Below are 20,261 nucleotides of genomic sequence, written 5' to 3' on the forward strand. Positions count from 1 at the left end.
CTACGCGCCGGTGACGCAGCGGAAACCGATGTGGGTGGTCGCGCTGTCCTGGGATTGCGGTGAACGTGCCGACGGCCGGTACCGGTGGCAGTACTCCGGCGCGCACAGATGCGATCCACCCTTGAGCGCCTGCACCAGTGCGGGATCGGGACCCGTTGCCGGACAGCAGGTCTGAGTGCCGCCACCCATCTCGTGGTGGCCGCTGAACCGGGTCGTCGTCCACTCCCACACGTTGCCGATCATGTCGACCAGCCCGTAGCCGTTCGGCGGAAAGGTGCCGACCGGCGAGGTGCCCGCCCAGCCGAGGGCACCGTCGTTGCGGTACGGGAAGCGACCCTGCCAGGTGTTGGCCATCACCTGGCCGCCGGGCGCGGGTTCCTCACCCCAGGGGTAGGTCGACGTCGATCCGCCGCGCGCCGCGAACTCCCATTCCGCTTCGGTCGGCAAGCGCCGGCCGGCCCAGCGTGCGTAGGCGGCGGCGTCGGCGTAACAGACCTGCACCACCGGGTGCTCGGGCCGGTCCGCGACGGCGTCGACGGCGCTGCCCGGTCCGAAGGGGTGCCGCCAGTCCGCGCCGGGAACCCACTGCCACCATTGACGCCAGTCGCGCAGATCGACCGGCCCGGTCGTAGGGCGGAAGACCAGCGCTCCGGGCACCAGATCCTCGGCGGCGGCGCCGGGGAACAGCGCCGGGTCGGGCGCGAGTTCGGCGACGGTCCGATAGCCGGTGTCGCCGACGAATTCGGCGAACTGCGCGTTGGTCACCGGATGGCGCTCGATCGCGAACGGGGCGACGCTGACGGTGTGGGTGGGCGCCTCTTCGGGGTAGAAGCGGGTCGAACCCATCCGGAACGTACCGCCGTCGATGTCGACGAGGTCGGTGAGCATGCGGTTCAGGGTAGGCCGATCTCGAAGTCGTCGGTCAGCAGCGCCGCCGGCTCGTCGAATCCGGGCGCGTCGGACGGTGCCGTGACGTGCACGGCGATCAGGTAGTCACGCCCGCCGGTCGGGACGTGCACGATGCGGTCGCGGTACTGGACGGTCTGCGTGCCGTCGGACAGGATGCCGAGCAGCGTCTGCCCGGACAGTCCGCACAGCTCTCCCGGCAGCACGCTGAGCGTGGTGATCGAGCTGTCGGCGGTGAGTTGGTCGGCGTACTCGCGGAAGGCCGTCTCCGCGTCGGCGTCGGTCGCAGCGATCGTGACCACCGCCCGCATGCCCGCCGGGCCGTTGAGTTCGGCACCGACGTCGCCGTTGCCGCCGGACATCGACCATCCGTCCGGCACGGCCACCGTGGCCGTCGGCGCGTCCGGATCGGCCACCAGGGCGACCGTGCGCACCGGCGGCAGGGACGCCGGCGCGCAGAGCGGCTCCGGGCCGGCCGACGGCCCCGGGGTCGGCACCACCCCGGGTGCGGGCTCGTCGCGCCCCGTCGTCGCGGTGGTGGTGCTGGTGCTCTGCTGCGCGCCGGGGGCGGCCACCGGCACGCCGTCGCTGCTGCGCGTGCACGCCGACCCGGCCAGCGCGACGAGCAGTACGACGACGGCGAGGCGGCGCGGCACCGTCAGTCCCTGGCGAAGGCCCGGCCGAGCTCACGCTCGGCGTCGAGGTAGGGCGCGCCCGAGACGTCGACGACGATCCGGCCGATCGTGCCGCCGGTGAACTCGAAGGGCGCCCGGTAGGCCGTCGACACCGGTTGCCCCGCATTGCGGCCCACGCTGACCCCGCCGCCGGCGAGGCCGAACATCACCGGGTGGGCCTTGACGCCGGTGCGGGAAGCCACCGCCGCGCCGTCGACATACAGCGTGACGTCCCCGACCGGGGTGTGGCTGCCCTCCACCGTGCCGGTGCGCGCGAAGCCGACCCCGACGACGTGGGCGCCCGCGGGCAGCGGGTCGTCCGCGCCGACGTGCTGTTCCTCCTCGCCGAAGAAGTTGTACACGAACTGCAGTCGGCCCTCGTCGACGTAGAGCACGTAACCACCATGTCCCGCACCCTGTTTGAACAGCACGCCGCGCACGTCCCCGCTGTCGACGGTCACGTCGGCCAGCACCGAGAACGACCGGCCCGCGATGTTGACGCAGCCGCCGACCGCGACCGGGGCGGTGTGCGGGTAGTAGACGTAGCTCGTCCGGTCGCCGGCCAGCGAGGGCCGCCACCGGCTGATCATCTCGAACACACCCAGATCGGACAGCGGGATGCCGTTGTACTTCTCGGCTTCCGACAACCACAGCGCCTGCAGTTCGGCGAGCTTGTCGGGGTATTCGGCGGCCAGGTCGTGGCACTGGCTGCGGTCGACGTCGAGATGGAAGAGCTCCCAGCGATCCTGGTCGAAATGCGACCACCCCGACGGCGCGGCGGGGTGCACGGCGCTGGCGAACCAGCCCCGGTGCCAGATGCCCCGGGTGCCCAGCATCGTGTAGAACTGGGTCTCCTTTCCCGTGGGTGCGTCCGGATCAGCCAGGGCCACTTTGAAGCTGACGCCGTCCAACGGTTTCTGCGGAATGCCTTTCACGGTGGCCGGCGCCACGATCCCGAGCAGGTCGTACACCGTCGGGGTGATGTCGCAGACGTTGACGTAGTTGTCGCGGATCTCTCCGTGCGCGGAAATACCTGCGGGCCAGGAGATGATCGCGGCATCGGCGATCCCGCCCTCGTGCGAGGCGTAGCGCTTGTACAGCTTGTACGGGGTGTTGAACGCCATCGCCCACCCGATCGGGTAGTGCCCGTAGGTCGTGGGGCCGCCCAGTTCGTCGAAGAAGCGCATGCTGTCCTCGACGGTGTCGATGTAGCCGTTGAAGAACTTGCCCTCGTTGACGGATCCGTTCGGCCCGCCCTCACCGCTGGCGCCGTTGTCACTGATCACGACGATGATGGTGTTGTCGAGCTGACCGGACTCCTCGAGATAGTCCAGGATGCGGCCGATCTGCGCATCGGTGTAGGACAGGAAACCGGCGAACACCTCGGCCATGCGGGCGAACAGCTTCTTCTCGTCCTCGCTGAGCTCATCCCACGGACGCACCGTGTCCTGCTCGGGCCAGGGTTGCCCGTCCGGGCCGGTGACATCGCTGTACGGGTTGACCGGGGAGAGCTCGGTGTCCGGCGCGACGATGCCGAGCCGCTTCTGGTTCTCCAGCACGATCTCTCGGTACTGTTCGTAACCCATGTCGAAGGTGCCGGCGTAGCGGTCCGCCCACTCGGTGAACACATGATGGGGGGCATGTCCGGCGCCCGGGCAGACGTAGGAGAACCAGGGTTTGTCCGGTGCGATCATCGTCGAATCACGGATGAATTCGATGGTCCGGTCGGCCATGTCCTTGGAGAAGTGGTAACCCTCCTCCGGCGTGGCGGGCGCCTCGACCGGATGCCCGTCGTAGACCAGTTCCGGGTACCACTGGTCGGTCTCGCCGCCCATGAACCCGTAGAACCGGTCGAAGCCGCGGGAGAGTGGCCAGTGTCGGCGGGTGGCAGCGAGATTGGACTCTTCCAGCGGCGTCAGATGCCATTTTCCGACACAGGACGTGCTGTAGCCGCGTTCGGCGAGCACCTCCGAGATCAGGGCGGTGTCAGGGGGAATGCGGCCGTTGATGCCGGGGAAACCCTCGGTGAACTCTTCGACGATCGCCATGCCGACCGTGGTGGCGTTGCGGCCGGTCAGCAGTGAGGCACGCGTGGGCGAGCACAGGGCGGTGGTGTGGAACTGCGAAAGCCGGACTCCGCGTTCGGCGATGCGGCGCATGGCCGGCATGTCGACCAGCCCACCGAAGCAGTCCCAGGTCGCGATACCCACGTCGTCCCAGACGAGATAGAGCACGTTGGGGGCGTCGGGCGGCGCGGTGGGCGGCGCGTAGGGGCCCCAATCCGGTTCGGAATCCCGGATGTCCAGTTCGATCCTGCCGTTGAACTCCGTCGCCATAACGCCCCGTCCCTGTCGGTGGTGCCGCGTCAGCCCTGCTCGCGGCAGACACTACACCGGCTCGAATGGCGAGGTCGGCTGATTCCTCGCTAGTCCCTCACCGCGGGTTCGTTGACCCGGTAGAGCCGCCAATCGGGCTGACTGTCGCCGTCGTTGGGGATCTCCAGTTCCAGAGTGGCGATGTCGGCACCGGTCTCGTAGAGGGTGGGGTAGCGCAGATTCAGGGCATCGGAGACGCCCCGCCCTTCGTTGGGCACCGCCAGCAGGTAGCGGATTCCCTCGGCGGCCGGGTCGTTGAGTCGTTCGGTGAAGTCGTCGTCCGACGGGATGACGAACGTGTTGGGGTTCTCCGACGCCGCCAGCACCGCGAACCCGTAGACCGTATCGGTGATCACCGACGAATCGGGCAGATCGAGGCTGTCGAGATAGTCGGCGATCGTGCGTTCGGTCGAGAACGTCGCGGCGATGCGGTGTTCGAGGGCCTTGCGTTCGGTCACGTTGTCCGGGTCCGGCGACAACACCGCGCCGAGCGCGTACTCCTGCGGCGCGTACCGGGGCATGCCCATCCCCCACGCCGTGACCGGCACGGTGACCGCGAACAGCAGGGCCACCGGGGCGTACGCCGGCCACCCGCGGCGCCGAGGGGGCTGCGCCTCGACGCGCGGCGGCGCGTAGCGGCCCCGGCGCCGCGCCTCGACGAGCACCCCGTCCGGGACGGCCAGCATCGCCAGGCAGGCGGTCAGCGGTATGGCGATGATGTAGAACCGCAGGAACGGAAAGGTCGACCCCGACGCGTAGCTGTAGGCCTGGAAGGCCAGCGCGGCGCCATAGATGCCCAGCGGCACCAGCATCACCTGCCAGTTCGGGGTGTCCCATCGACGCGCCACGCCCCACATGGCGATGGGCACCAGGGTGGGCGCCAGCAGCGTGATGCAGGCGAGGGCGAACAGCAGCCCGCCGCCGAACGAGGGTGCGGATGCCCCGGACTGCTCCAGGATCGCGGCGTTGCCGTACTGAGAGGTGAACTGCGCGAACGCCTCCCCGGTGATCAACCAGCTGATCGCGGCCCAGCCGAGGAAGGTGGCCAGCCCCGGCCCGCTGACCAGGATGACGTCGAGCAGTGCCCGCCGGACCCGGGGCGGCGGTGCGGCGCGGCGGTAGGTGGTGACACCGACCAGTACGCCCGCTGCCGCGACACAGGCCACCGCGTCGTAGCGGGTCAGGTAGGCCAATCCCATCGCGATACCGCCCGCGGTCACGAGGTGGTGCACATCGTCGTCGACCATCCACATGATCAGCCTGCGGACCGCCCACGACATGAAGAAGATGAACGGCGCCTCGCTCATCCCGTTGGCGCCGTAGAACACGATCATCGGGTTGAGCGCGAATGCGGCGGTGACGGCCAGCGTGTAGCAGCGCGGCAGCCCCCGGTCCAGGCCCATTCCGGCGATCTGGACGACCGCGCCGGCCATGAACAGCGCCGACATCAGCGTGCCCGAGAAGGCGCGTTCGGCGATATCGGGCCAGATCGGGCTCAATGTCAGGAACGGTATCTGCACCATCGCGGTCAGCGGCGTGAAGATGAAACCGATGGCGGCCAGGTGCGGGTCCCGGCTGAACAGCACCGACTGCGCCGCCGTCACGCGCGACAGCGCGTCACCCAGGATGAAGCCGTGCCGCACCTGCAGCCAGTAGCCCACCGCACCGTAGAGGACGAACGCTGCGAAGAACACCATGACCAGCAGGCGCCGCCGGGTCATGGCGCCCCGGCTTTTCGAGTGTCGGGCTTCTGGGTATCGGCGGGATGTTCGGGCGGTTTGTCCGCCAGGCCGTGAAAGGTCTTCTCCCAGTAGGACGGATTACGGATCATCTGGTACAGGCCCTTGGCGGCCGCAACACTCATCATCACCCAGAAGATCGGCACCGTGATGGCGGCGAGCAGCAGATCGCTGCGGTCGTCCTCGCGCAGCGCGATCAGGTTCATCATGATCGTCGCGGCGTTGCCGAGCACCAGGGCCACCAACGCGGGGAAGTAGATGTAGGGCGGGAAGACCTCCTCGACCACCTTCGGCTGCCCCAGGAACCACAGCACGGTGATGAGCCAGAACACCAGGTTGAGCACCGACACGATCGGGGTGCCACCCAGCACGAGGTTGAACCGAAGGAAGCTGCGGAACCCGACGGTCTTGTACAGCCGCACGGGCCGGCGGATCTGGACCAGCCAGGTCTGCAGATAGCCCTTGTACCAGCGCGAGCGCTGCCGCACCCAGTTGATCGGGTCGCTGTTGGCCTCCTCGAGCGTGTACGAGTCGATCACGGCGGTGTGGTATCCGCTCGAGGCGATCCGCAGGCCGAGGTCGGCGTCCTCGGTGACGTTGAACGGATCCCACGCGCCGATCTCGTCGAGGACCTCGCGACGCAGATGATTCGACGTGCCGCCCAACGGGATCGGCGACGTCGACACCATCATCCCGGGCAGCAGATACCCGAACCACAGCCCGTACTCCGCGGTGAACCACGCGGTGAGGATGTTCTGATGCCCGTTGTGGTACACCAGCTTCGCCTGCACGCACGCCACGTTGTCGGGCAGCGACCGGAAGGCGGCCACCACGCGGCGCAACTGCAGCGGTTCGGGCAGATCCTCGGCGTCGTAGATCGTGACGATCTCCCCGGACGCGAAATGCAGACCGTAGTTGCACGCCTTGGGTTTGGTGCGCGGATGCGCGGGCGGGACCAGACACAGGGTGATCGCCTCGGACTCCGCGCAGGCGCGGGCGGCAGCGATGGTGACGTCGTCGTCGGCTTCGAGCAGCAGCAGCACCTGCAGCTTGTCGCGGGGGTATTCCAGGGCGGCCATCGCGCCGATGAGGTCACCCACCACTTCGGGCTCGTTGTAGGCGGGAACCAGAATCGTGTACGGCGGCAGATCCTCGTCGGGGATCGCCCGGGCCGCCTCGTCGGAGATGCCGATGGGCCGCGAGCGCAGGCCCTGCCGGAAGATCAGGACCCGGTCGGTCATCGTCAGCAGGTACGCGACGGTGCTCACCCCGACCAGTACCACCGCGGTGGCCATCGACCACTTCACCGCGCAGACGATCGTGATGAGCAGCGCCGACCACAGCAGCACCCGCTGCCAGCCCACCACCGCCACCGCCGCCGAGCGCAGCGGGTCGTCTTCGCGCAGGCCCTCGATCGCCCGGTGCAGCGCATGGCGCTGTGCCGGTGTCAGTTCCGCAGCGTCGGGATCCTCGGTCGGCGCGCTCACGCCGGTGAACCCGTCTGCGCGGCGATCAACGCCCGGCCGAATGTCGTCAGCAAGGCGGCGTCCTTCCAGGTGGGTTTCTCCTGGAACAGGACGTCGTTGCCGCGGAACAGCAGGGTCAGCAGCGTCGAGATGGACGGCAGCAGGCTCTGCGTCGGCTCGGGGAACGGCGCGTCGGGTTCGTGGTTGTCGACCGCGAACACCGTCACGCGCTGGGCGAGTTCGTCGTCGCCCCAGATGAACTCGAGCGAGTCCCAGGTCACCAGCAGGTCGTCGTCGACCACGGAGATCATCTGGCCCTCCACGTCCTCACTCAGCTGAACAGGCTGCGGTTCGCTGATCCGGGCGGCCGTGAGGCCGTAGAGCACGCGTGTGGGAAAGGTGCGGAACGCATACGGTCGTGTACTGACCGTGCTGTCGACGACAAGGGTGCGGGGCCGGGAGAACTTGTCCCAGCGGGGGTTACCGACGTCGGCGGTGATCCGCTGGCGCACCAGCACGGCGCCGGGCCCGAACATCCGGTAGACCGGAAACTTCTGGGTGCTCTGGGTGGTCCACCCCGGCGGCGCCACCATCGGCATCTCCTGCCGCAGCGGGTAGGGGCTCGACCGCGGAGCGGGAGCTTCGCCGTCGGTGCTCGGAAGCTGGAATTGTGCCAGGGCCAGAGTGCACACCAGGACCAGCGGGATACCGGCCCACACCTGTTTGGCGGCAATGGGTTCGACCTTGCGTTCGAGCACCCTCTTGGGCTGGCCGCGGCGGGCGTGGAGGTAGCCCGCTGCACCCACCGCGCACAGGGCGGCCAGCGCAGGCACCTGCTGGTACACCAGCAGCGGGGCGTCGTGCAGGAAGATCGTGATGACGGCGAGCAGGGCGAATCCGATCACCCAGGCGGCGACGGAGGCGACGAACCCGCGGCGGTACGTCCGTCCCATCGCGATACCGGCGCCCACCCCGGAGATCAGCAGTGTCGCCGCGCCCGCACTGGTCTTGCCGCCACCGAAGGTCAACACGGCCAGGTAGTAGGGCAGCGGGAAAACCATCAGCAGCATGCCCCACACCCACGCGAACCGGATGACCGGGCGCAGGCCGAACAGCAGCACCGCCGTCGACGTCACGAACAACCACATCGCGACCAGGTCGAGTCGCAGCAGCAGGAAGTACAGGTCGTACCGCGGCAGCAGCACCCACTGGATCAGGATTCCCACGCCCATCGCCATCAGGCCGACGATGATGTCGGTCTGGCGGTCGTGGATGGGCAGTTCGGTCCGTCTGCGACGCGCGACGGCGAAGGCGACCAGGATCGCCGCGGCCAGCACGGTCCACACGTAGCCGCCCAGGCTGCCGTTGCGGGTGACCTCGACCAGGCTGATCAGGCTCTGGTGGAACGCGACCCCGGTCGCGGCGATGATGAACCCCCAGCGCAGCGCGAGCCGGTAGACCGGGTGCAGGTCGTAGTACCGCTGGGCGAACGAGGCATCGGCCGCGCCCCCGTCCTCGACAGTGGCCGGGCCGGCGGTCATGACGTCGGCGACTTCCGTCGTGCGCGCGCCACGATCACCGCAGCCGCCAGCACGATCGACACCGCCGCCAGCGCGATCGCCGCCCACGCCCACCACGGCAGGCCCGCGTCGGGGGTCGACGGTGCGTCGGTGTCCTGCTCCTCGGCCTGGTCGGCGCCGTACACCACGGGCTGGCGGTCGGCGGTGGCGATCACCGCCGTCCCGTCCAGACTCGACCAGCGCTGGACATTCTCGCCGAGCCAGCTCAGTAGCGCGTCGACCTGCTCGGGGGCGTCGTTCGACGTGGCGACCAGCATGCTGCGCCCGTCGTCGTACACCGTCTGCAGAGAACCGAACCGCAGCGCCGGATCCAGCGTGAGCGTGGTGGTCTCCCCCGGTTCACCGGCGCGCTGCACCGTCAACTCACCGTCGGCGCCCGGTTCGATCGGCAGCGCGATGGTGTCGTCGGTCCAGCGTTCGGCGCTGACCAACAGCGCCGGCGCCGAATCGGCGACGGCGTCGCCGAGCGGCATGACGCTGGTGTCGATCGGCAGCGCCGAGAGTCGCTGCAGCCCCACCATGATGTCGGTGGCGCGGCGCAGGTCGTCGAACCCCCCGCCGAGGCCGACCACGGTGCGGGGCATCAGCGACTGCGGCATCGACTGGAAGCCGCCGGGCACCGGGGGGTCGGCGGGGCTGCTCAGCACCGGGCTCTCACCGTCGATGGTCAGCGTCAGCGGCTGGAACTCACCGCAGCGGCCGGTGTCTCCGCTGATGTCCAGGCGCAACCCCAGGTTGGTGTAGCGCTGCAGCAGCCTGTCGGGCACGTCGACCCAGCGGTCGATCGCACCGGACGAGTCGGCGGGCCAGCGGTCGATCGTCTCCCCCGCGATGGCGGCGACCAGCTGACCGCCGATCGATTCGGGCAGCGGTGTGTAAGAGCCCTGCAGGTGCACCCTGATGCCGTGCGCCGACCTGCCCAGGCGGGTCTGGTCCAGGCCGATGTTCACCTGAGGTGACAGCGCCACCGCGTTGACGCCCGGCTGCCCGAGCCGACGCAGCGTGGTCTGGTCGCCGGGCAGCTGCGGCGTCGAGTTCAACGGGCCCGCCACCGCTTTGGACGCGAGCGCCAACCGGTTGACGTCGCTGGCCAACAGCCGGCTCTGGTTGGCCAGCGCGTCCGGTGGCCCCTCGATGATCAGCGCGGGCACCCCGTCGGTGGGCAGCAGGGACACCCCGACGTCGGGTCCCTCCCTGATCAGGATCTGGCGTTGCAGCGGCGCGGACGGCCCCGGCGGCGCGCTCTGCCGGTCGGGCAGGGGCACGACGATGATGTCGGGCGCCTGTGATCCGAACTGTGCGGCGATGGCAGTGGCCAGACGAACCGTGGCATCCGATTCCGCCTGCGACGGTTCGGCACTGACGAAGATCGTCAGCTGGCGCAACACCGGCGGCAGGAAGTCGGCCACCACCGTGGGTGCGATCTCCACCCCGGCGAACGCCACGGCTCCGTCGGAGAACCGCAGCGGGTTCGTCGGATCCAGGCAGTATCCCGGCACCGGCAGCAGGTAGCTGCGCAGGATGACGGTGACCGCGTTGTCGACGATCTCGGCCCCGGCGAGCGGAATGGACACCGGCACACGCTCACCCGGCGGGATGTCGACGCGGGAGAGGGTGCGGTCCTCCTGCATGACGGTCACGGTTGCGCTCTGCACATTCACGGGCAGTTGCGTGGTCACGTTCAACGCAACCGGCGCGAGGCCCGACGGCACCGGGATCGTCAGGGTTTCGGTGCCCTGAATACCGTAAAACGCCAGATCAGCGGGCGCTCCGAGCTGCACGAGCGGCAACGTGGGCGCTGCGGACACCCCGCCGTCTCCCGGCGGCTGGCTCATAGCCACCGGCGAGATCAGCAACGCTGTCAGCGTCACCGCGGCGAGCAATCGCACTGCTGTCCCGACATTCCCCCTCATCGCAGGTCAGCGTAATGCCAATGATGCTCACGCAAATCCGAAAACCACGATCGTGACACAGTGGTCAGGGTCGTGCGCGCACGCAGAAGCCCCCGCCGCCATCAGGCGTGCGGGGGCTGCGCGGTGAGCGTCGGATACGCTCGGATCTACTTCGGACCTACTTGGCCTTCTCGAGGATCTGCACCAGGCGCCAGCGCTTGGTGGCCGAGGTGGGCCGGGTCTCCATCAGCGAGACGCGGTCGCCGACGCCGGCGTCGCCGTTCTCGTCGTGGGCCTTGACCTTCTTGGTGGTCCGGATGATCTTGCCGTACAGCGGATGCATCTTGCGGTCTTCGAGCTCGACCACGATGGTCTTCTGCATCTTGTCGCTGACGACGTAACCGATCGCGGTCTTGCGGCGGCCGCGCGGCTTCTCGGTGCGGGGCGTCTTGGCCGGCCCCTTCGTGTTTGCTTCAGCCATTACGAGTCCTCACCTCCGGGTCCGGCGGCCAGACCCAATTCACGTTCGCGCAGGATGGTGTAGACGCGCGCGATCTCCTGACGGACCGTGCGCAACCTGCGGTTGTTGGCAAGCTGACCGGTGGCCATCTGGAAGCGCAGGTTGAACAGCTCTTCCTTGGATTCCCGCAGCTTGTCGGTCAGTTCGTCGTCGCTGAGCTCGCGCAGTTCGCCGGGCGTGGTTCCGACTGCCATCAGAACTGCTCCTCTCTGGTGACGATGCGTGCCTTGATCGGCAACTTGTGGATCGCGCGGGTCAGCGCCTCGCGGGCGATCTGCTCATTGGGGTAACTCAGCTCGAACAGCACGCGCCCGGGCTTGACGTTGGCGACCCACCATTCCGGCGAGCCCTTGCCGGAGCCCATTCGGGTTTCGGCCGGCTTCTTGGTCAGCGGGCGGTCCGGGAAGATGTTGATCCACACCTTGCCGCCACGCTTGATGTGCCGGTTGATCGCGATACGCGCGGACTCGATCTGCCGGTTGGTGATGTAGGCGTGCTCCAGAGCCTGGATGCCGTAGTCACCGAAGCTGACCGAGGTGCCGCCGCTGGCGATGCCCCGCTGGCGCGGGTGATGTTGCTTGCGGTGCTTGACCTTACGAGGGATAAGCATGCTCAGCTCCCTGAATTCTGCGTCGTGGCCTCGGCTGCCGGCGCTTCGGTGCCCGCGGCCTCGGGGGTGGCGGGGGCTTCACCCGACGCGGCGCGGCCGGCGTCGGTGCTCGTCGCCGTCGTGCCCGACGCGCCACTGCGGCGCGGACGGCCGGCGGGACGCTCCCGGCGCGGACGGTCCGCGGCAGGTGCGGCGGCGGTCAGCTCGCGCTTGCCGCCGACGATGTCGCCCTTGTAGATCCACACCTTCACGCCGATGCGGCCGAAGGTGGTCTTGGCCTCGTAGAGGCCGTAGTCGATGTCCGCACGCAGCGTGTGCAGCGGCACCCGACCCTCGCGGTAGAACTCCGAGCGGCTCATCTCGGCGCCGCCGAGACGACCCGAGCACTGCACGCGGATGCCCTTGACGTTGGGCTGGCGCATCGCCGACTGGATGGCCTTGCGCATCGCACGGCGGAACGCCACGCGGTTGCTCAGCTGCTCGGCAACACCCTGGGCGACCAGCTGCGCCTGGCTCTCGGGGTTCTTGACCTCGAGGATGTTGAGCTGAACCTGCTTTTTGGTCAGCTTCTCCAGGTCGGCGCGGATACGGTCGGCCTCGGTGCCGCGGCGGCCGATCACGATGCCCGGACGCGCGGTGTGGATGTCGACGCGCACCCGGTCGCGGGTCCGCTCGATCTCCACGTCGGCGATGCCGGCCCGCTCCAGGCCGGTGGCCAGCAGCTTGCGGATCGCCACATCTTCCTTGATGTAGTCGGCGTACTGCTTGTCTGCGTACCAGCGCGACTTCCAGTCGGTGGTGATACCGAGGCGGAAGCCGTGCGGATTGATCTTCTGGCCCACTACTCCGAGCCCTCCTTCGCTTCGCTCGAAGCATCTGTGGTCTTCGTCTCGGCCTTCGGTGCCGCCTTGCTGGAGGCCGCCTTGCTGGCCTGGGCGCGGCGGGCGCGCGAGGCACTGGCCGAGGCGCCCTGCTTGCCGGCCTGCTTGGGCGGACGGCTCTCGACGATCACCGTGATGTGGCTGGTGCGCTTGCGGATTCGGTACGCACGCCCCTGCGCGCGCGGCCGGATGCGCTTGGCGGTCGGGCCCTCGTCGGCGTGGATCGTGGCGACGACCAGCGTCGTGGGGTCCAGGCCGTCGTTGTTCTGCGCGTTGGCCGCGGCGCTGGCGATCACCTTGGCGACCGGCTCGCTCGCGGACTGCGGCGCCCACCGCAGGATGTCGAGGGCTTCCTCGACGCTCTTGCCGCGGACCAGGTCGATGACGCGGCGCGCCTTGGTGGCGGACACGCGCACGAACCGCGCTTTGGCGGTCGCGGACGGATATTCGATGGCTGTGGTCATTCCTAGCGCCTCTTCGACTTCCGGTCGTCCTTGATGTGACCCTTGAAGGTCCGCGTCGGGGCGAACTCGCCGAGCTTGTGCCCGACCATCGCCTCGGTGACGAATACCGGGACGTGCTTGCGACCGTCGTGGACGGCGAAGGTGTGCCCGATGAAGTCAGGGATGATGGTCGACCGACGGGACCAGGTCTTGATGACCTGCTTGGTGTTCTTCTCGTTCTGCACGTCGACCTTCTTCAGCAGATGGTCATCGACGAACGGGCCCTTTTTCAGGCTGCGTGGCATCGCTCTCGGTTTCCTTCCCGGCCTAGCGCTTCTTGCCGGTGCGCCGGCGTCGGACGATGAGCTTGTCGCTCGGCTTGTTGGGCTTGCGGGTGCGGCCCTCGGGCTTGCCCCACGGGCTGACCGGGTGACGGCCGCCGGAGGTCTTGCCCTCGCCACCACCGTGCGGGTGGTCGACCGGGTTCATGACGACACCACGGACCGTGGGGCGCTTGCCCTTCCACCGCATGCGGCCGGCCTTGCCCCAGTTGATGTTCGCCTGCTCGGCGTTGCCGACCTCACCCACGGTGGCACGGCAGCGCACGTCGACGCGGCGGATCTCACCGCTGGGCATACGCAGCGAGGCGTAGCTGCCCTCCTTGCCGAGCAGCTGGATGCTGGCGCCGGCCGAGCGGGCCATCTTGGCGCCACCACCGGGCCGCAGCTCGACCGCGTGGATCACCGTGCCGGCCGGGATGTTGCGCAGCGGCAGGTTGTTGCCGGGCTTGATGTCGGCATTGGCGCCCGACTCGATGGTGTCACCCTGCTTGATGCCGTACGGCGCGATGATGTAGCGCTTCTCGCCGTCCAGGTAGTGCAGCAGTGCGATGTTCGCCGTGCGGTTCGGGTCGTACTCGATGTGAGCGACCTTGGCGTTGACGCCGTCCTTGTCGTGGCGACGGAAGTCGATCACCCGGTAGGCACGCTTGTGGCCGCCACCCTTGTGCCGGGTGGTGATGCGGCCGTGCGCGTTGCGACCGCCCTTGCCGTGCAGCGGGCGCACCAGCGACTTCTCCGGATGATCGCGAGTGATCTCGGCGAAATCGGAGACGCTGGCACCGCGGCGACCGGGGGTCGTCGGCTTGTACTTACGAATAGCCATGTCTGTTTATCCCTCCCGGCGTCAGGCCGGTGCTCCGAACAGGTCGATGGGCTTGCTACCCGCGGCCAGCGTCACGATGGCGCGCTTGGTGTCCTTGCGCTTGCCGTACCCGGTGCGGGTGCGCTTGCGCTTGCCCTGGCGGTTGGCGGTGTTCACCGACTCGACCTTGACCTTGAAGATCTTCTCGATCGCGATCTTGATCTGGGTCTTGTTCGAGTCCGGCGCCACGATGAACGTGTACACGTTGTCCTCGATGAGCCCGTAGGACTTCTCCGAGATCACCGGGGACAGGATGATGTCGCGGGGATCGGTCACGGTCGCCATCAGGCAGACACCTCCGACTTGTTGTTCGCCTCGATGTAAGCGTTGAGCGCCTCCACGCTGAAGACCACGTCGTCGGCCTTGAGGACGTCGTAGGTGTTCAGCTGATCGGGCGAGATCACATGCACGCCGGGCAGATTGCGCACCGACAGCGTGCTGGTCTCGTCGGCGCGGCCGATGACGACCAGCACCTGCCTGCGGTCGGTCAGGGTCGACAGGAACGCCTTGGCGCTCTTCGTCGACGGCGTCTGCCCCTCCACCAGCTCGGTGACGGCGTGGATGCGGTCGTTGCGCGCCCGGTCCGACAGCGCGCTGCGCAGCGCGGCGGCGATCATCTTCTTCGGGGTGCGCTGGCTGTAGTCGCGCGGCTTCGGGCCGTGCACGGTGCCGCCACCGGTGTACTGGGGCGCGCGGGTCGAACCCTGGCGGGCGCGACCGGTGCCCTTCTGCCGGTACGGCTTCTTGCCGCCGCCGGAGACCTCACCGCGGGTCTTCGTCGAGTGGGTGCCCTGACGTGCGGCGGCCAGCTGAGCCGTGACCACCTGGTGCATCAGCGCGACGTTCGGCTCGACGTCGAAGAGCTCACCGGGGAGCTCCACGCTGCCGTCCTTCTTGCCGGCCGGTGTGTTCACATCAATCTTGAGTGTCATTACTTCTCGCCTCGCTTGACTGCGGTGCGGACGACGACCAGCCCACCGTTGCGTCCGGGGATGGCGCCCTTGATCAACAGCACGCCGTTCTCGGCGTCGACCTTGTGCACCTTCAGGTTCTGGGTCGTGACGCGGTCATTACCCATGTGCCCCGACATGCGGGTGCCCTTGAACACGCGGCCCGGGGTGGCGCAGCCACCGATCGAGCCGGGCCGGCGGTGCACTGCCTGGGCACCGTGGCTGGCGCCCTGGCCGCGGAAGCCGTGACGCTTCATGGTGCCGGCGAAGCCCTTGCCCTTGCTGGTGCCGGTCACGTCGACGTAGTTGCCGTCGGCGAAGATCTCGGCGGTCAGCTCCTGACCGACCTCGTAGGCGGCTGCCGCGTCTTCACTGTCGAGACGCAGCTCGGCGAGGTGACGGCGCGGGTTGACACCCGCGGCGGCGTACTGCCCGGACACGGGCTTGATCACCTTGCGCGGGCTGATCTCGCCGTAGGCGAGCTGCACGGCGCTGTATCCGTCGCGCTCCGGGGTGCGGATGCGCGTGACGACGTTGGGCCCGGCCTTCACGACCGTCACCGGCACGACCTTGTTGTTCTCGTCGAACACCTGCGTCATGCCCAGCTTGGTGCCCAGAATTCCTTTACGAGCCATTTCTGTTCGTTCTCCTGGGGGCTTCTACTGGATGTTGACGTCGACGCTGGCCGGCAGATCGATCCGCATCAGCGCGTCAACGGTCTTCGGCGTCGGGTCGAGGATGTCGATCAACCGCTTGTGGGTGCGCATCTCGAAGTGCTCCCGCGAGTCCTTGTACTTGTGCGGGGACCGGATGACGCAGTACACGTTCTTCTCGGTCGGCAGCGGCACCGGACCGACCACGCTGGCGCCCGTCCGGGTGACCGTCTCGACGATCTTGCGCGCTGAGGCATCAATGGCCTCATGGTCGTAGGCCTTGAGCCTGATGCGGATCTTCTGTCCCGCCACGCTTCTCCTACCTCACTACTCACACGGGCCTCGCCGTTGGCAGCCCTGTCGGGCCTGGCTGTGCCGCCGCTGTTTTTCTGTCTGTGGTCCACCGGCCCCCGCGGTCGGGTGTGTCACCCTCGCGCACACTCGTCTGCGTCGGAATCGTCGCGAACGAGGTGGAAACCGGATGCGCCCGCTAGGGCGCCGGTCGCATGCCCGCACCGGACGTCCGTGACGGCACGTTCCGGCTCAAGGCAACCCGAACAGTATGCCTCAGACCGGGGGCTTGATCCAAATCCCCGGTCCGGCCGCCGAGCATGGGCCCGACGTGCGCAAAACCGACCGTCAGCCTACCCAAGCCCCGCGATGGGCGTCGCAGGCCGTCACCTCACCGCAGGCCCGCCCAGAACGGGCACTGGTGAACCCGGGCGAAGTCGTCCACCATGCGGCTGCCATCGGGCTGCAGCGACATCACCCCGGCGTCGACCTGCGGCCAGTCCGGCTGGCCCGCGGCGACAGGTGCGCCGGTCTTCACGAACGCCGACCAGTAGTCGATCATCTGGTCGGCCAGCCGCTGTTGGGCGGCGTCGAGGGGTGGGGCACCCCCGATGTCGAACAGATAGCGCAACTCCAGCGAGTGGCTCGCGCCGACCGGGAACGGCAGCGTGCGCAGCGGCTCCGGAGCCGGGGCGCCTCGATCGTTGAACTCATAGAAGTAGACGCTCTGGGCGCGGGCCAGGTCCTGGGCCAGCCGGTCACCGACGCAGGCGAACATCCCGTCGGTGACACTCGCCGCATAGGCCAGCGCCACGCTGGAGAACGCGCTGAGCGGGTACCGCTCGGCGACCGCGGACGCATCGGCGCCGAAGGTGTCCGCCAGCAGCTCCGGGTAGTCGGCATCGGTGTAGGTCCGGTTCTCGCGCAGGTATTGCAACCCGACGAACAGCGTGAATTCGTCGCGGGTGGTCCCGATGAGCACCGGCACCCGCGCAGCGCGTCCGGAGGCAATCGCGGCCACGGGGTCGTCCGGCAGCGCCGCGGTGTCGGTCACCGGACCGGTGAGTTCGTCGTCACCGATGCGGTAGAACCACACCGGCTCCCGCAGCCGGTCGGCGGGCAGGCTCCGCAGACACGCCGCCGCCGAGCTGTTGTCGGCGCACCCCAACCCGGCGGCGTAGTCGGTGCTGCGGGCCTCGGCGACGGGCAGCGCGGCCTGCGCCTGACAGGGGGCGCTCATGATGGCCGCGGCCGAGAACAGGTCCTGCGAGGCCGGCGCGACCAGGTGATCACACACCGACATGCCCCCCGCCGACTCCCCCGCCACCGTGACCCGGTCGGGGTCTCCGCCGAAGGTGTCGATGTTGTCGCGCACCCAGCGCAGCGCGGCTTGCTGATCGGCGAGCCCGTAGTTGCCCACCTCGCCGGGCGGGCCCAACGCGGGATGGGCCAGGAAGCCGAGCGCCCCGAGGCGGTAGTTGATCGTGACGACGATGATGTCGCCGCGGGCGACGAGCCGGCGCGCGTCATAGATCCGGCCGCTGCCGTTGACGAAGGCGCCGCCGTGGATCCACACCATCACCGGCCGTTTCTCGACGGTGTCGGAGGCCGGCGTCCAGACGTTGAGGTTCAGACAGTCCTCGTCGGTCTGGCGACCCAGCTCGAGATCGCCACTGAGGTCCTGCAGGCAGCGTGGCCCGTAGTGGGTGGCGTCGCGCACCCCGTCCCACGGCGGCGCGGGCCGCGGCGGCTGGAACCGCAGCGGCCCGATCGGGGGCGCCGCGTACGGGATACCGGCGAACAAGCGGTGGTCGTCGGCACTGACCCCGCGCAGAGCACCGGCCTCGGTGTGGACGACGGCGGGGTCGGTCGGAGCCGGGCGCTCGGCCGGGGCCGAGGAACAGCCCGCCGCGGCCAGCACCAGCACCGCGAGGACGGACCCGATGCGGCCGGGGACCGAGGCGCGCATCAGCATCTTCGAAAGCCTAGCGGTGACGGAGTCGTCGGGCTCTTTCGCGACGTGGCCCCCGTCACATACACTGGCCCAGTTGACACCCGTCAAGTTCGTCACAGCCCCGACGAGGAGACCCATGAGCACATCGGCACCGGATCTGAATATGGACTCGAAGACCAAGGAGGCCACGACGGTCCTGGCCGATCCGACCGCCTACGCCGACGACGACCGGCTCCATCCGGCGCTGGCGCACCTGCGGGCCCACCGCCCGGTGGCGTGGGTGGACCACGAGCCCTACCGGCCGTTCTGGGCGATCACCAAGCACGCCGACATCATGACGGTGGAGCGGGACAACGAACTGTTCATCAGCGGCCCGCGCCCCCTGCTCATGCCCGCCGAGGGCGACGACGTGATGAAGCAGCAGCAGGACGCCGGGATCGGGCTGCGCACGCTGATCCACATGGACGACCCGCACCACCGCGACGTACGCAAGATCGGCGCCGACTGGTTCCGCCCGAAAGCCATGCGCGACTTGAAGGTTCGAGTCGACGAGCTGGCCAGACGCTACGTCGACCGGATGCGGGAGATCGGACCCGAGTGCGACTTCGTCACCGAGGTCGCCGTGAACTACCCGCTGTATGTGATCCTGTCGCTGCTCGGCATGCCCGAAGAGGACTTCCCGCGCATGCTCAAGCTCACCCAGGAGATGTTCGGCGGTGACGACACCGAACACAAGCGGGGCGAAGGCACCACCGAGGATCTGCTCGCGGTGCTCATGGACTTCTTCACCTACTTCTCCGCGCTGACGGCCTCGCGACGGGAGAACCCCACCGGCGACCTCGCCTCGGCGATCGCCAACGGCACCATCAACGGCGAGCCGCTGTCCGACATGGACACCGTGTCGTACTACGTGATCGTGGCCAGCGCCGGTCACGACACCACCAAGGACGCGATCTCGGGAGGGCTGCACGCGCTGATCGACAACCCCGATCAGCTCGACCGGTTGCGCGGTGACATGGGCCTGATGGGAACCGCGGTCGAGGAGATGATCCGGTGGGCCACCCCGGTCAAGGAGTTCATGCGCACCGCGACCGCCGACACCGAGATCCGCGGAGTCCCGATCGCCGAGGGCGACTCCGTCTATCTGGCCTACGTGTCGGCCAACCGGGACGAGGACGTCTTCGCCGATCCCTACCGCTTCGACGTCGGCCGCGACCCGAACAAGCACCTGGCCTTCGGCTACGGCGTGCACTTCTGCCTGGGCGCCGCACTGGCCCGGATGGAGATGAACAGCTTCTTCAACGAGCTGGTCCCGCGGCTGGAGTCCATCGAGTTCGCCGGACGGCCCGAGCTGTCGGCCACCACGTTCGTCGGTGGGCTCAAGCACCTCCCGATTCGGTACTCGATCCGCTGACCTCGCGGGCGAACACCGCCAGGAAACCGTCCACCGCGGCGGTGGCCACGGTCCGGTAGTCGAAGTCGGTCAGCGTGCTGATCCGGCCGAAGGCCAGCGGCCCGATCAGCAACGCGAAGGCGGTGGGCCGGTCCACCGGGCGGAGTTCCTCTGCGGCCGACCGGCCGCCGAACACCGCGTCGAACGGGGCCGAATACTGTTCGGCGATCCGCTCACGCAGCGAGAGCACCTGCGGACTCGCGCCGCGGGCCCGCCCGGCGTCGGGCAGTTCCCCCATGTCCGGCCCCAGCGACAACCACGCCATGGCGGTCAGCGTCGTGGGCGCCTCGGCGATCGACTCCGCCCAGCCGGACACGACCGCGAGCAGCCGGTCCCGCAGACTGCCGCTCTCCGGCGGCATCGGCGGCGGGGGGATCAGGCTGGTGAACGCCGCCGCCACAAGGTCATTCGCACTGGGGAAATGCCGGTAGAGGGTCGCGCGCGCGACGTCGGCCCGGCGGGTGACGGCGTCGATGGTGACCGCACTCGGTCCCCCCGCGCGCAGCAACGCGGTTGCCGCCTCGAGCAGTCGCGCCCGCGACCGCGCCGGCCGCGGGTCACCACCACCCTCCTGCGCCACGTTTCACCCACCTCCTCGACGGGAACCTCTTCGAGACTGTCAGTCTCCGTACAAGACTGTTAGTCTCGTTTCACCTTTCGAGACCTGAGGT

The 20,261-nt window shown here is 68.7% G+C and carries 21 protein-coding genes; 1 reads left to right on the forward strand and 20 read right to left on the reverse strand.

What is annotated here, in order from left to right:
• The 19 genes from ACEWX3_RS23155 to ACEWX3_RS23245 all read right to left on the reverse strand — a co-directional run bounded on the left by ACEWX3_RS23155 (nt 1) and on the right by ACEWX3_RS23245 (nt 18,152).
• Nucleotides 1-888 carry a formylglycine-generating enzyme family protein gene (locus ACEWX3_RS23155; RefSeq protein ID WP_374157800.1) on the reverse strand — a complete coding sequence of 296 codons (888 nt, stop codon included), beginning with the start codon at nt 886-888 and terminating at the stop codon, nt 1-3.
• 5 nt (nt 889-893) lie between these two features.
• Nucleotides 894-1,562 (reverse strand): hypothetical protein, encoded by a 669-nt coding sequence (locus ACEWX3_RS23160; protein ID WP_207065429.1) that lies wholly within the window; start codon nt 1,560-1,562, stop codon nt 894-896.
• Between the two features lie 2 nt (nt 1,563-1,564).
• Nucleotides 1,565-3,916 carry a sulfatase-like hydrolase/transferase gene (locus tag ACEWX3_RS23165; RefSeq protein ID WP_374157801.1) on the reverse strand — a complete coding sequence of 784 codons (2,352 nt, stop codon included), beginning with the start codon at nt 3,914-3,916 and terminating at the stop codon, nt 1,565-1,567.
• 89 nt (nt 3,917-4,005) lie between these two features.
• Complete coding sequence (locus tag ACEWX3_RS23170; protein WP_374157802.1) at nt 4,006-5,676, reverse strand: ABC transporter; 1,671 nt, start codon at nt 5,674-5,676, stop codon at nt 4,006-4,008.
• Nucleotides 5,673-7,181: a glycosyltransferase gene (locus tag ACEWX3_RS23175; protein WP_374157803.1), complete on the reverse strand. Its 1,509-nt coding sequence runs from the start codon at nt 7,179-7,181 to the stop codon at nt 5,673-5,675. The genes ACEWX3_RS23170 and ACEWX3_RS23175 overlap by 4 nt, the downstream gene beginning before the upstream one ends.
• Nucleotides 7,178-8,701 carry a hypothetical protein gene (locus tag ACEWX3_RS23180; RefSeq protein ID WP_374157804.1) on the reverse strand — a complete coding sequence of 508 codons (1,524 nt, stop codon included), beginning with the start codon at nt 8,699-8,701 and terminating at the stop codon, nt 7,178-7,180. Before ACEWX3_RS23180 ends, ACEWX3_RS23175 begins: the two co-directional genes overlap by 4 nt.
• Nucleotides 8,698-10,653 (reverse strand): hypothetical protein, encoded by a 1,956-nt coding sequence (locus tag ACEWX3_RS23185; RefSeq protein ID WP_374157805.1) that lies wholly within the window; start codon nt 10,651-10,653, stop codon nt 8,698-8,700. The genes ACEWX3_RS23180 and ACEWX3_RS23185 overlap by 4 nt, the downstream gene beginning before the upstream one ends.
• 157 nt (nt 10,654-10,810) lie before the next feature.
• Nucleotides 10,811-11,113 carry a 30S ribosomal protein S17 gene (gene rpsQ / locus ACEWX3_RS23190; RefSeq protein WP_152515701.1) on the reverse strand — a complete coding sequence of 101 codons (303 nt, stop codon included), beginning with the start codon at nt 11,111-11,113 and terminating at the stop codon, nt 10,811-10,813.
• The gene (rpmC, locus tag ACEWX3_RS23195; protein WP_152515700.1) at nt 11,113-11,346 is read right to left on the reverse strand and encodes a 50S ribosomal protein L29; all 234 of its coding nucleotides are present in this window, start codon (nt 11,344-11,346) and stop codon (nt 11,113-11,115) included. Before rpmC ends, rpsQ begins: the two co-directional genes overlap by 1 nt.
• The gene (gene rplP, locus ACEWX3_RS23200; RefSeq protein ID WP_036343514.1) at nt 11,346-11,762 is read right to left on the reverse strand and encodes a 50S ribosomal protein L16; all 417 of its coding nucleotides are present in this window, start codon (nt 11,760-11,762) and stop codon (nt 11,346-11,348) included. The genes rpmC and rplP overlap by 1 nt, the downstream gene beginning before the upstream one ends.
• A 2-nt stretch (nt 11,763-11,764) precedes the next feature.
• On the reverse strand, nt 11,765-12,604 hold the full coding sequence (gene rpsC, locus ACEWX3_RS23205; RefSeq protein ID WP_207065434.1) for a 30S ribosomal protein S3: 840 nt from the start codon (nt 12,602-12,604) through the stop codon (nt 11,765-11,767).
• Entirely contained in the window at nt 12,604-13,107 is a 504-nt protein-coding gene (gene rplV, locus ACEWX3_RS23210) for a 50S ribosomal protein L22 (RefSeq protein ID WP_207065435.1), read from the reverse strand. Before rplV ends, rpsC begins: the two co-directional genes overlap by 1 nt.
• Before the next feature lie 2 nt (nt 13,108-13,109).
• Nucleotides 13,110-13,391, reverse strand: a complete 282-nt coding sequence (rpsS, locus tag ACEWX3_RS23215; RefSeq protein WP_003892827.1) for a 30S ribosomal protein S19 — start codon at nt 13,389-13,391, stop codon at nt 13,110-13,112.
• A 22-nt stretch (nt 13,392-13,413) separates the two neighbouring features.
• On the reverse strand, nt 13,414-14,250 hold the full coding sequence (gene rplB / locus ACEWX3_RS23220) for a 50S ribosomal protein L2 (RefSeq protein WP_152515697.1): 837 nt from the start codon (nt 14,248-14,250) through the stop codon (nt 13,414-13,416).
• Nucleotides 14,251-14,271: 21 nt separating this feature from the next.
• A complete protein-coding gene (gene rplW / locus ACEWX3_RS23225; protein ID WP_152515696.1) occupies nt 14,272-14,574 on the reverse strand; it encodes a 50S ribosomal protein L23 in 303 nt (100 codons plus the stop codon).
• Nucleotides 14,574-15,221, reverse strand: a complete 648-nt coding sequence (rplD, locus tag ACEWX3_RS23230; protein WP_152515695.1) for a 50S ribosomal protein L4 — start codon at nt 15,219-15,221, stop codon at nt 14,574-14,576. Before rplD ends, rplW begins: the two co-directional genes overlap by 1 nt.
• Nucleotides 15,221-15,874, reverse strand: coding sequence for a 50S ribosomal protein L3 (gene rplC / locus ACEWX3_RS23235; protein ID WP_207065437.1), 654 nt, complete (start codon nt 15,872-15,874; stop codon nt 15,221-15,223). The genes rplD and rplC overlap by 1 nt, the downstream gene beginning before the upstream one ends.
• A 24-nt stretch (nt 15,875-15,898) precedes the next feature.
• Nucleotides 15,899-16,204 (reverse strand): 30S ribosomal protein S10, encoded by a 306-nt coding sequence (gene rpsJ, locus ACEWX3_RS23240; protein ID WP_003883485.1) that lies wholly within the window; start codon nt 16,202-16,204, stop codon nt 15,899-15,901.
• Nucleotides 16,205-16,574: 370 nt separating this feature from the next.
• The gene (locus ACEWX3_RS23245) at nt 16,575-18,152 is read right to left on the reverse strand and encodes a carboxylesterase/lipase family protein (protein ID WP_374159928.1); all 1,578 of its coding nucleotides are present in this window, start codon (nt 18,150-18,152) and stop codon (nt 16,575-16,577) included.
• Between the two features lie 121 nt (nt 18,153-18,273).
• On the opposite strand from ACEWX3_RS23245, the gene ACEWX3_RS23250 reads away from it, so the two are divergent.
• Entirely contained in the window at nt 18,274-19,551 is a 1,278-nt protein-coding gene (locus ACEWX3_RS23250; protein WP_374157806.1) for a cytochrome P450, read from the forward strand.
• Here ACEWX3_RS23250 and ACEWX3_RS23255 read toward each other — a convergent pair.
• The gene (locus tag ACEWX3_RS23255; protein WP_207065439.1) at nt 19,517-20,170 is read right to left on the reverse strand and encodes a TetR/AcrR family transcriptional regulator; all 654 of its coding nucleotides are present in this window, start codon (nt 20,168-20,170) and stop codon (nt 19,517-19,519) included. The genes ACEWX3_RS23250 and ACEWX3_RS23255 overlap by 35 nt on opposite strands.
• Between the last annotated feature and the right edge of the window lie 91 nt (nt 20,171-20,261).

The organism is Mycobacterium sp. G7A2 (assembly GCF_041902445.1).
Taxonomy (GTDB): domain Bacteria; phylum Actinomycetota; class Actinomycetes; order Mycobacteriales; family Mycobacteriaceae; genus Mycobacterium.

Bases quoted from the DNA above. Each gene is read 5' to 3' on its own strand.
- ACEWX3_RS23155 (WP_374157800.1), bottom strand. From the start codon at position 888: ATGCTCACCGACCTCGTCGACATCGACGGCGGTACGTTCCGGATGGGT.
- ACEWX3_RS23165 (WP_374157801.1), bottom strand. From the start codon at position 3,916: ATGGCGACGGAGTTCAACGGCAGGATCGAACTGGACATCCGGGATTCC.
- ACEWX3_RS23170 (WP_374157802.1), bottom strand. From the start codon at position 5,676: ATGACCCGGCGGCGCCTGCTGGTCATGGTGTTCTTCGCAGCGTTCGTC.
- ACEWX3_RS23180 (WP_374157804.1), bottom strand. From the start codon at position 8,701: ATGACCGCCGGCCCGGCCACTGTCGAGGACGGGGGCGCGGCCGATGCC.
- ACEWX3_RS23185 (WP_374157805.1), bottom strand. From the start codon at position 10,653: ATGAGGGGGAATGTCGGGACAGCAGTGCGATTGCTCGCCGCGGTGACG.
- rpsQ (WP_152515701.1), bottom strand. From the start codon at position 11,113: ATGGCTGAAGCAAACACGAAGGGGCCGGCCAAGACGCCCCGCACCGAG.
- rpmC (WP_152515700.1), bottom strand. From the start codon at position 11,346: ATGGCAGTCGGAACCACGCCCGGCGAACTGCGCGAGCTCAGCGACGAC.
- rplP (WP_036343514.1), bottom strand. From the start codon at position 11,762: ATGCTTATCCCTCGTAAGGTCAAGCACCGCAAGCAACATCACCCGCGC.
- rplV (WP_207065435.1), bottom strand. From the start codon at position 13,107: ATGACCACAGCCATCGAATATCCGTCCGCGACCGCCAAAGCGCGGTTC.
- rpsS (WP_003892827.1), bottom strand. From the start codon at position 13,391: ATGCCACGCAGCCTGAAAAAGGGCCCGTTCGTCGATGACCATCTGCTG.
- rplB (WP_152515697.1), bottom strand. From the start codon at position 14,250: ATGGCTATTCGTAAGTACAAGCCGACGACCCCCGGTCGCCGCGGTGCC.
- rplW (WP_152515696.1), bottom strand. From the start codon at position 14,574: ATGGCGACCGTGACCGATCCCCGCGACATCATCCTGTCCCCGGTGATC.
- rplD (WP_152515695.1), bottom strand. From the start codon at position 15,221: ATGACACTCAAGATTGATGTGAACACACCGGCCGGCAAGAAGGACGGC.
- rplC (WP_207065437.1), bottom strand. From the start codon at position 15,874: ATGGCTCGTAAAGGAATTCTGGGCACCAAGCTGGGCATGACGCAGGTG.
- ACEWX3_RS23245 (WP_374159928.1), bottom strand. From the start codon at position 18,152: ATGCGCGCCTCGGTCCCCGGCCGCATCGGGTCCGTCCTCGCGGTGCTG.
- ACEWX3_RS23250 (WP_374157806.1), top strand. From the start codon at position 18,274: ATGAGCACATCGGCACCGGATCTGAATATGGACTCGAAGACCAAGGAG.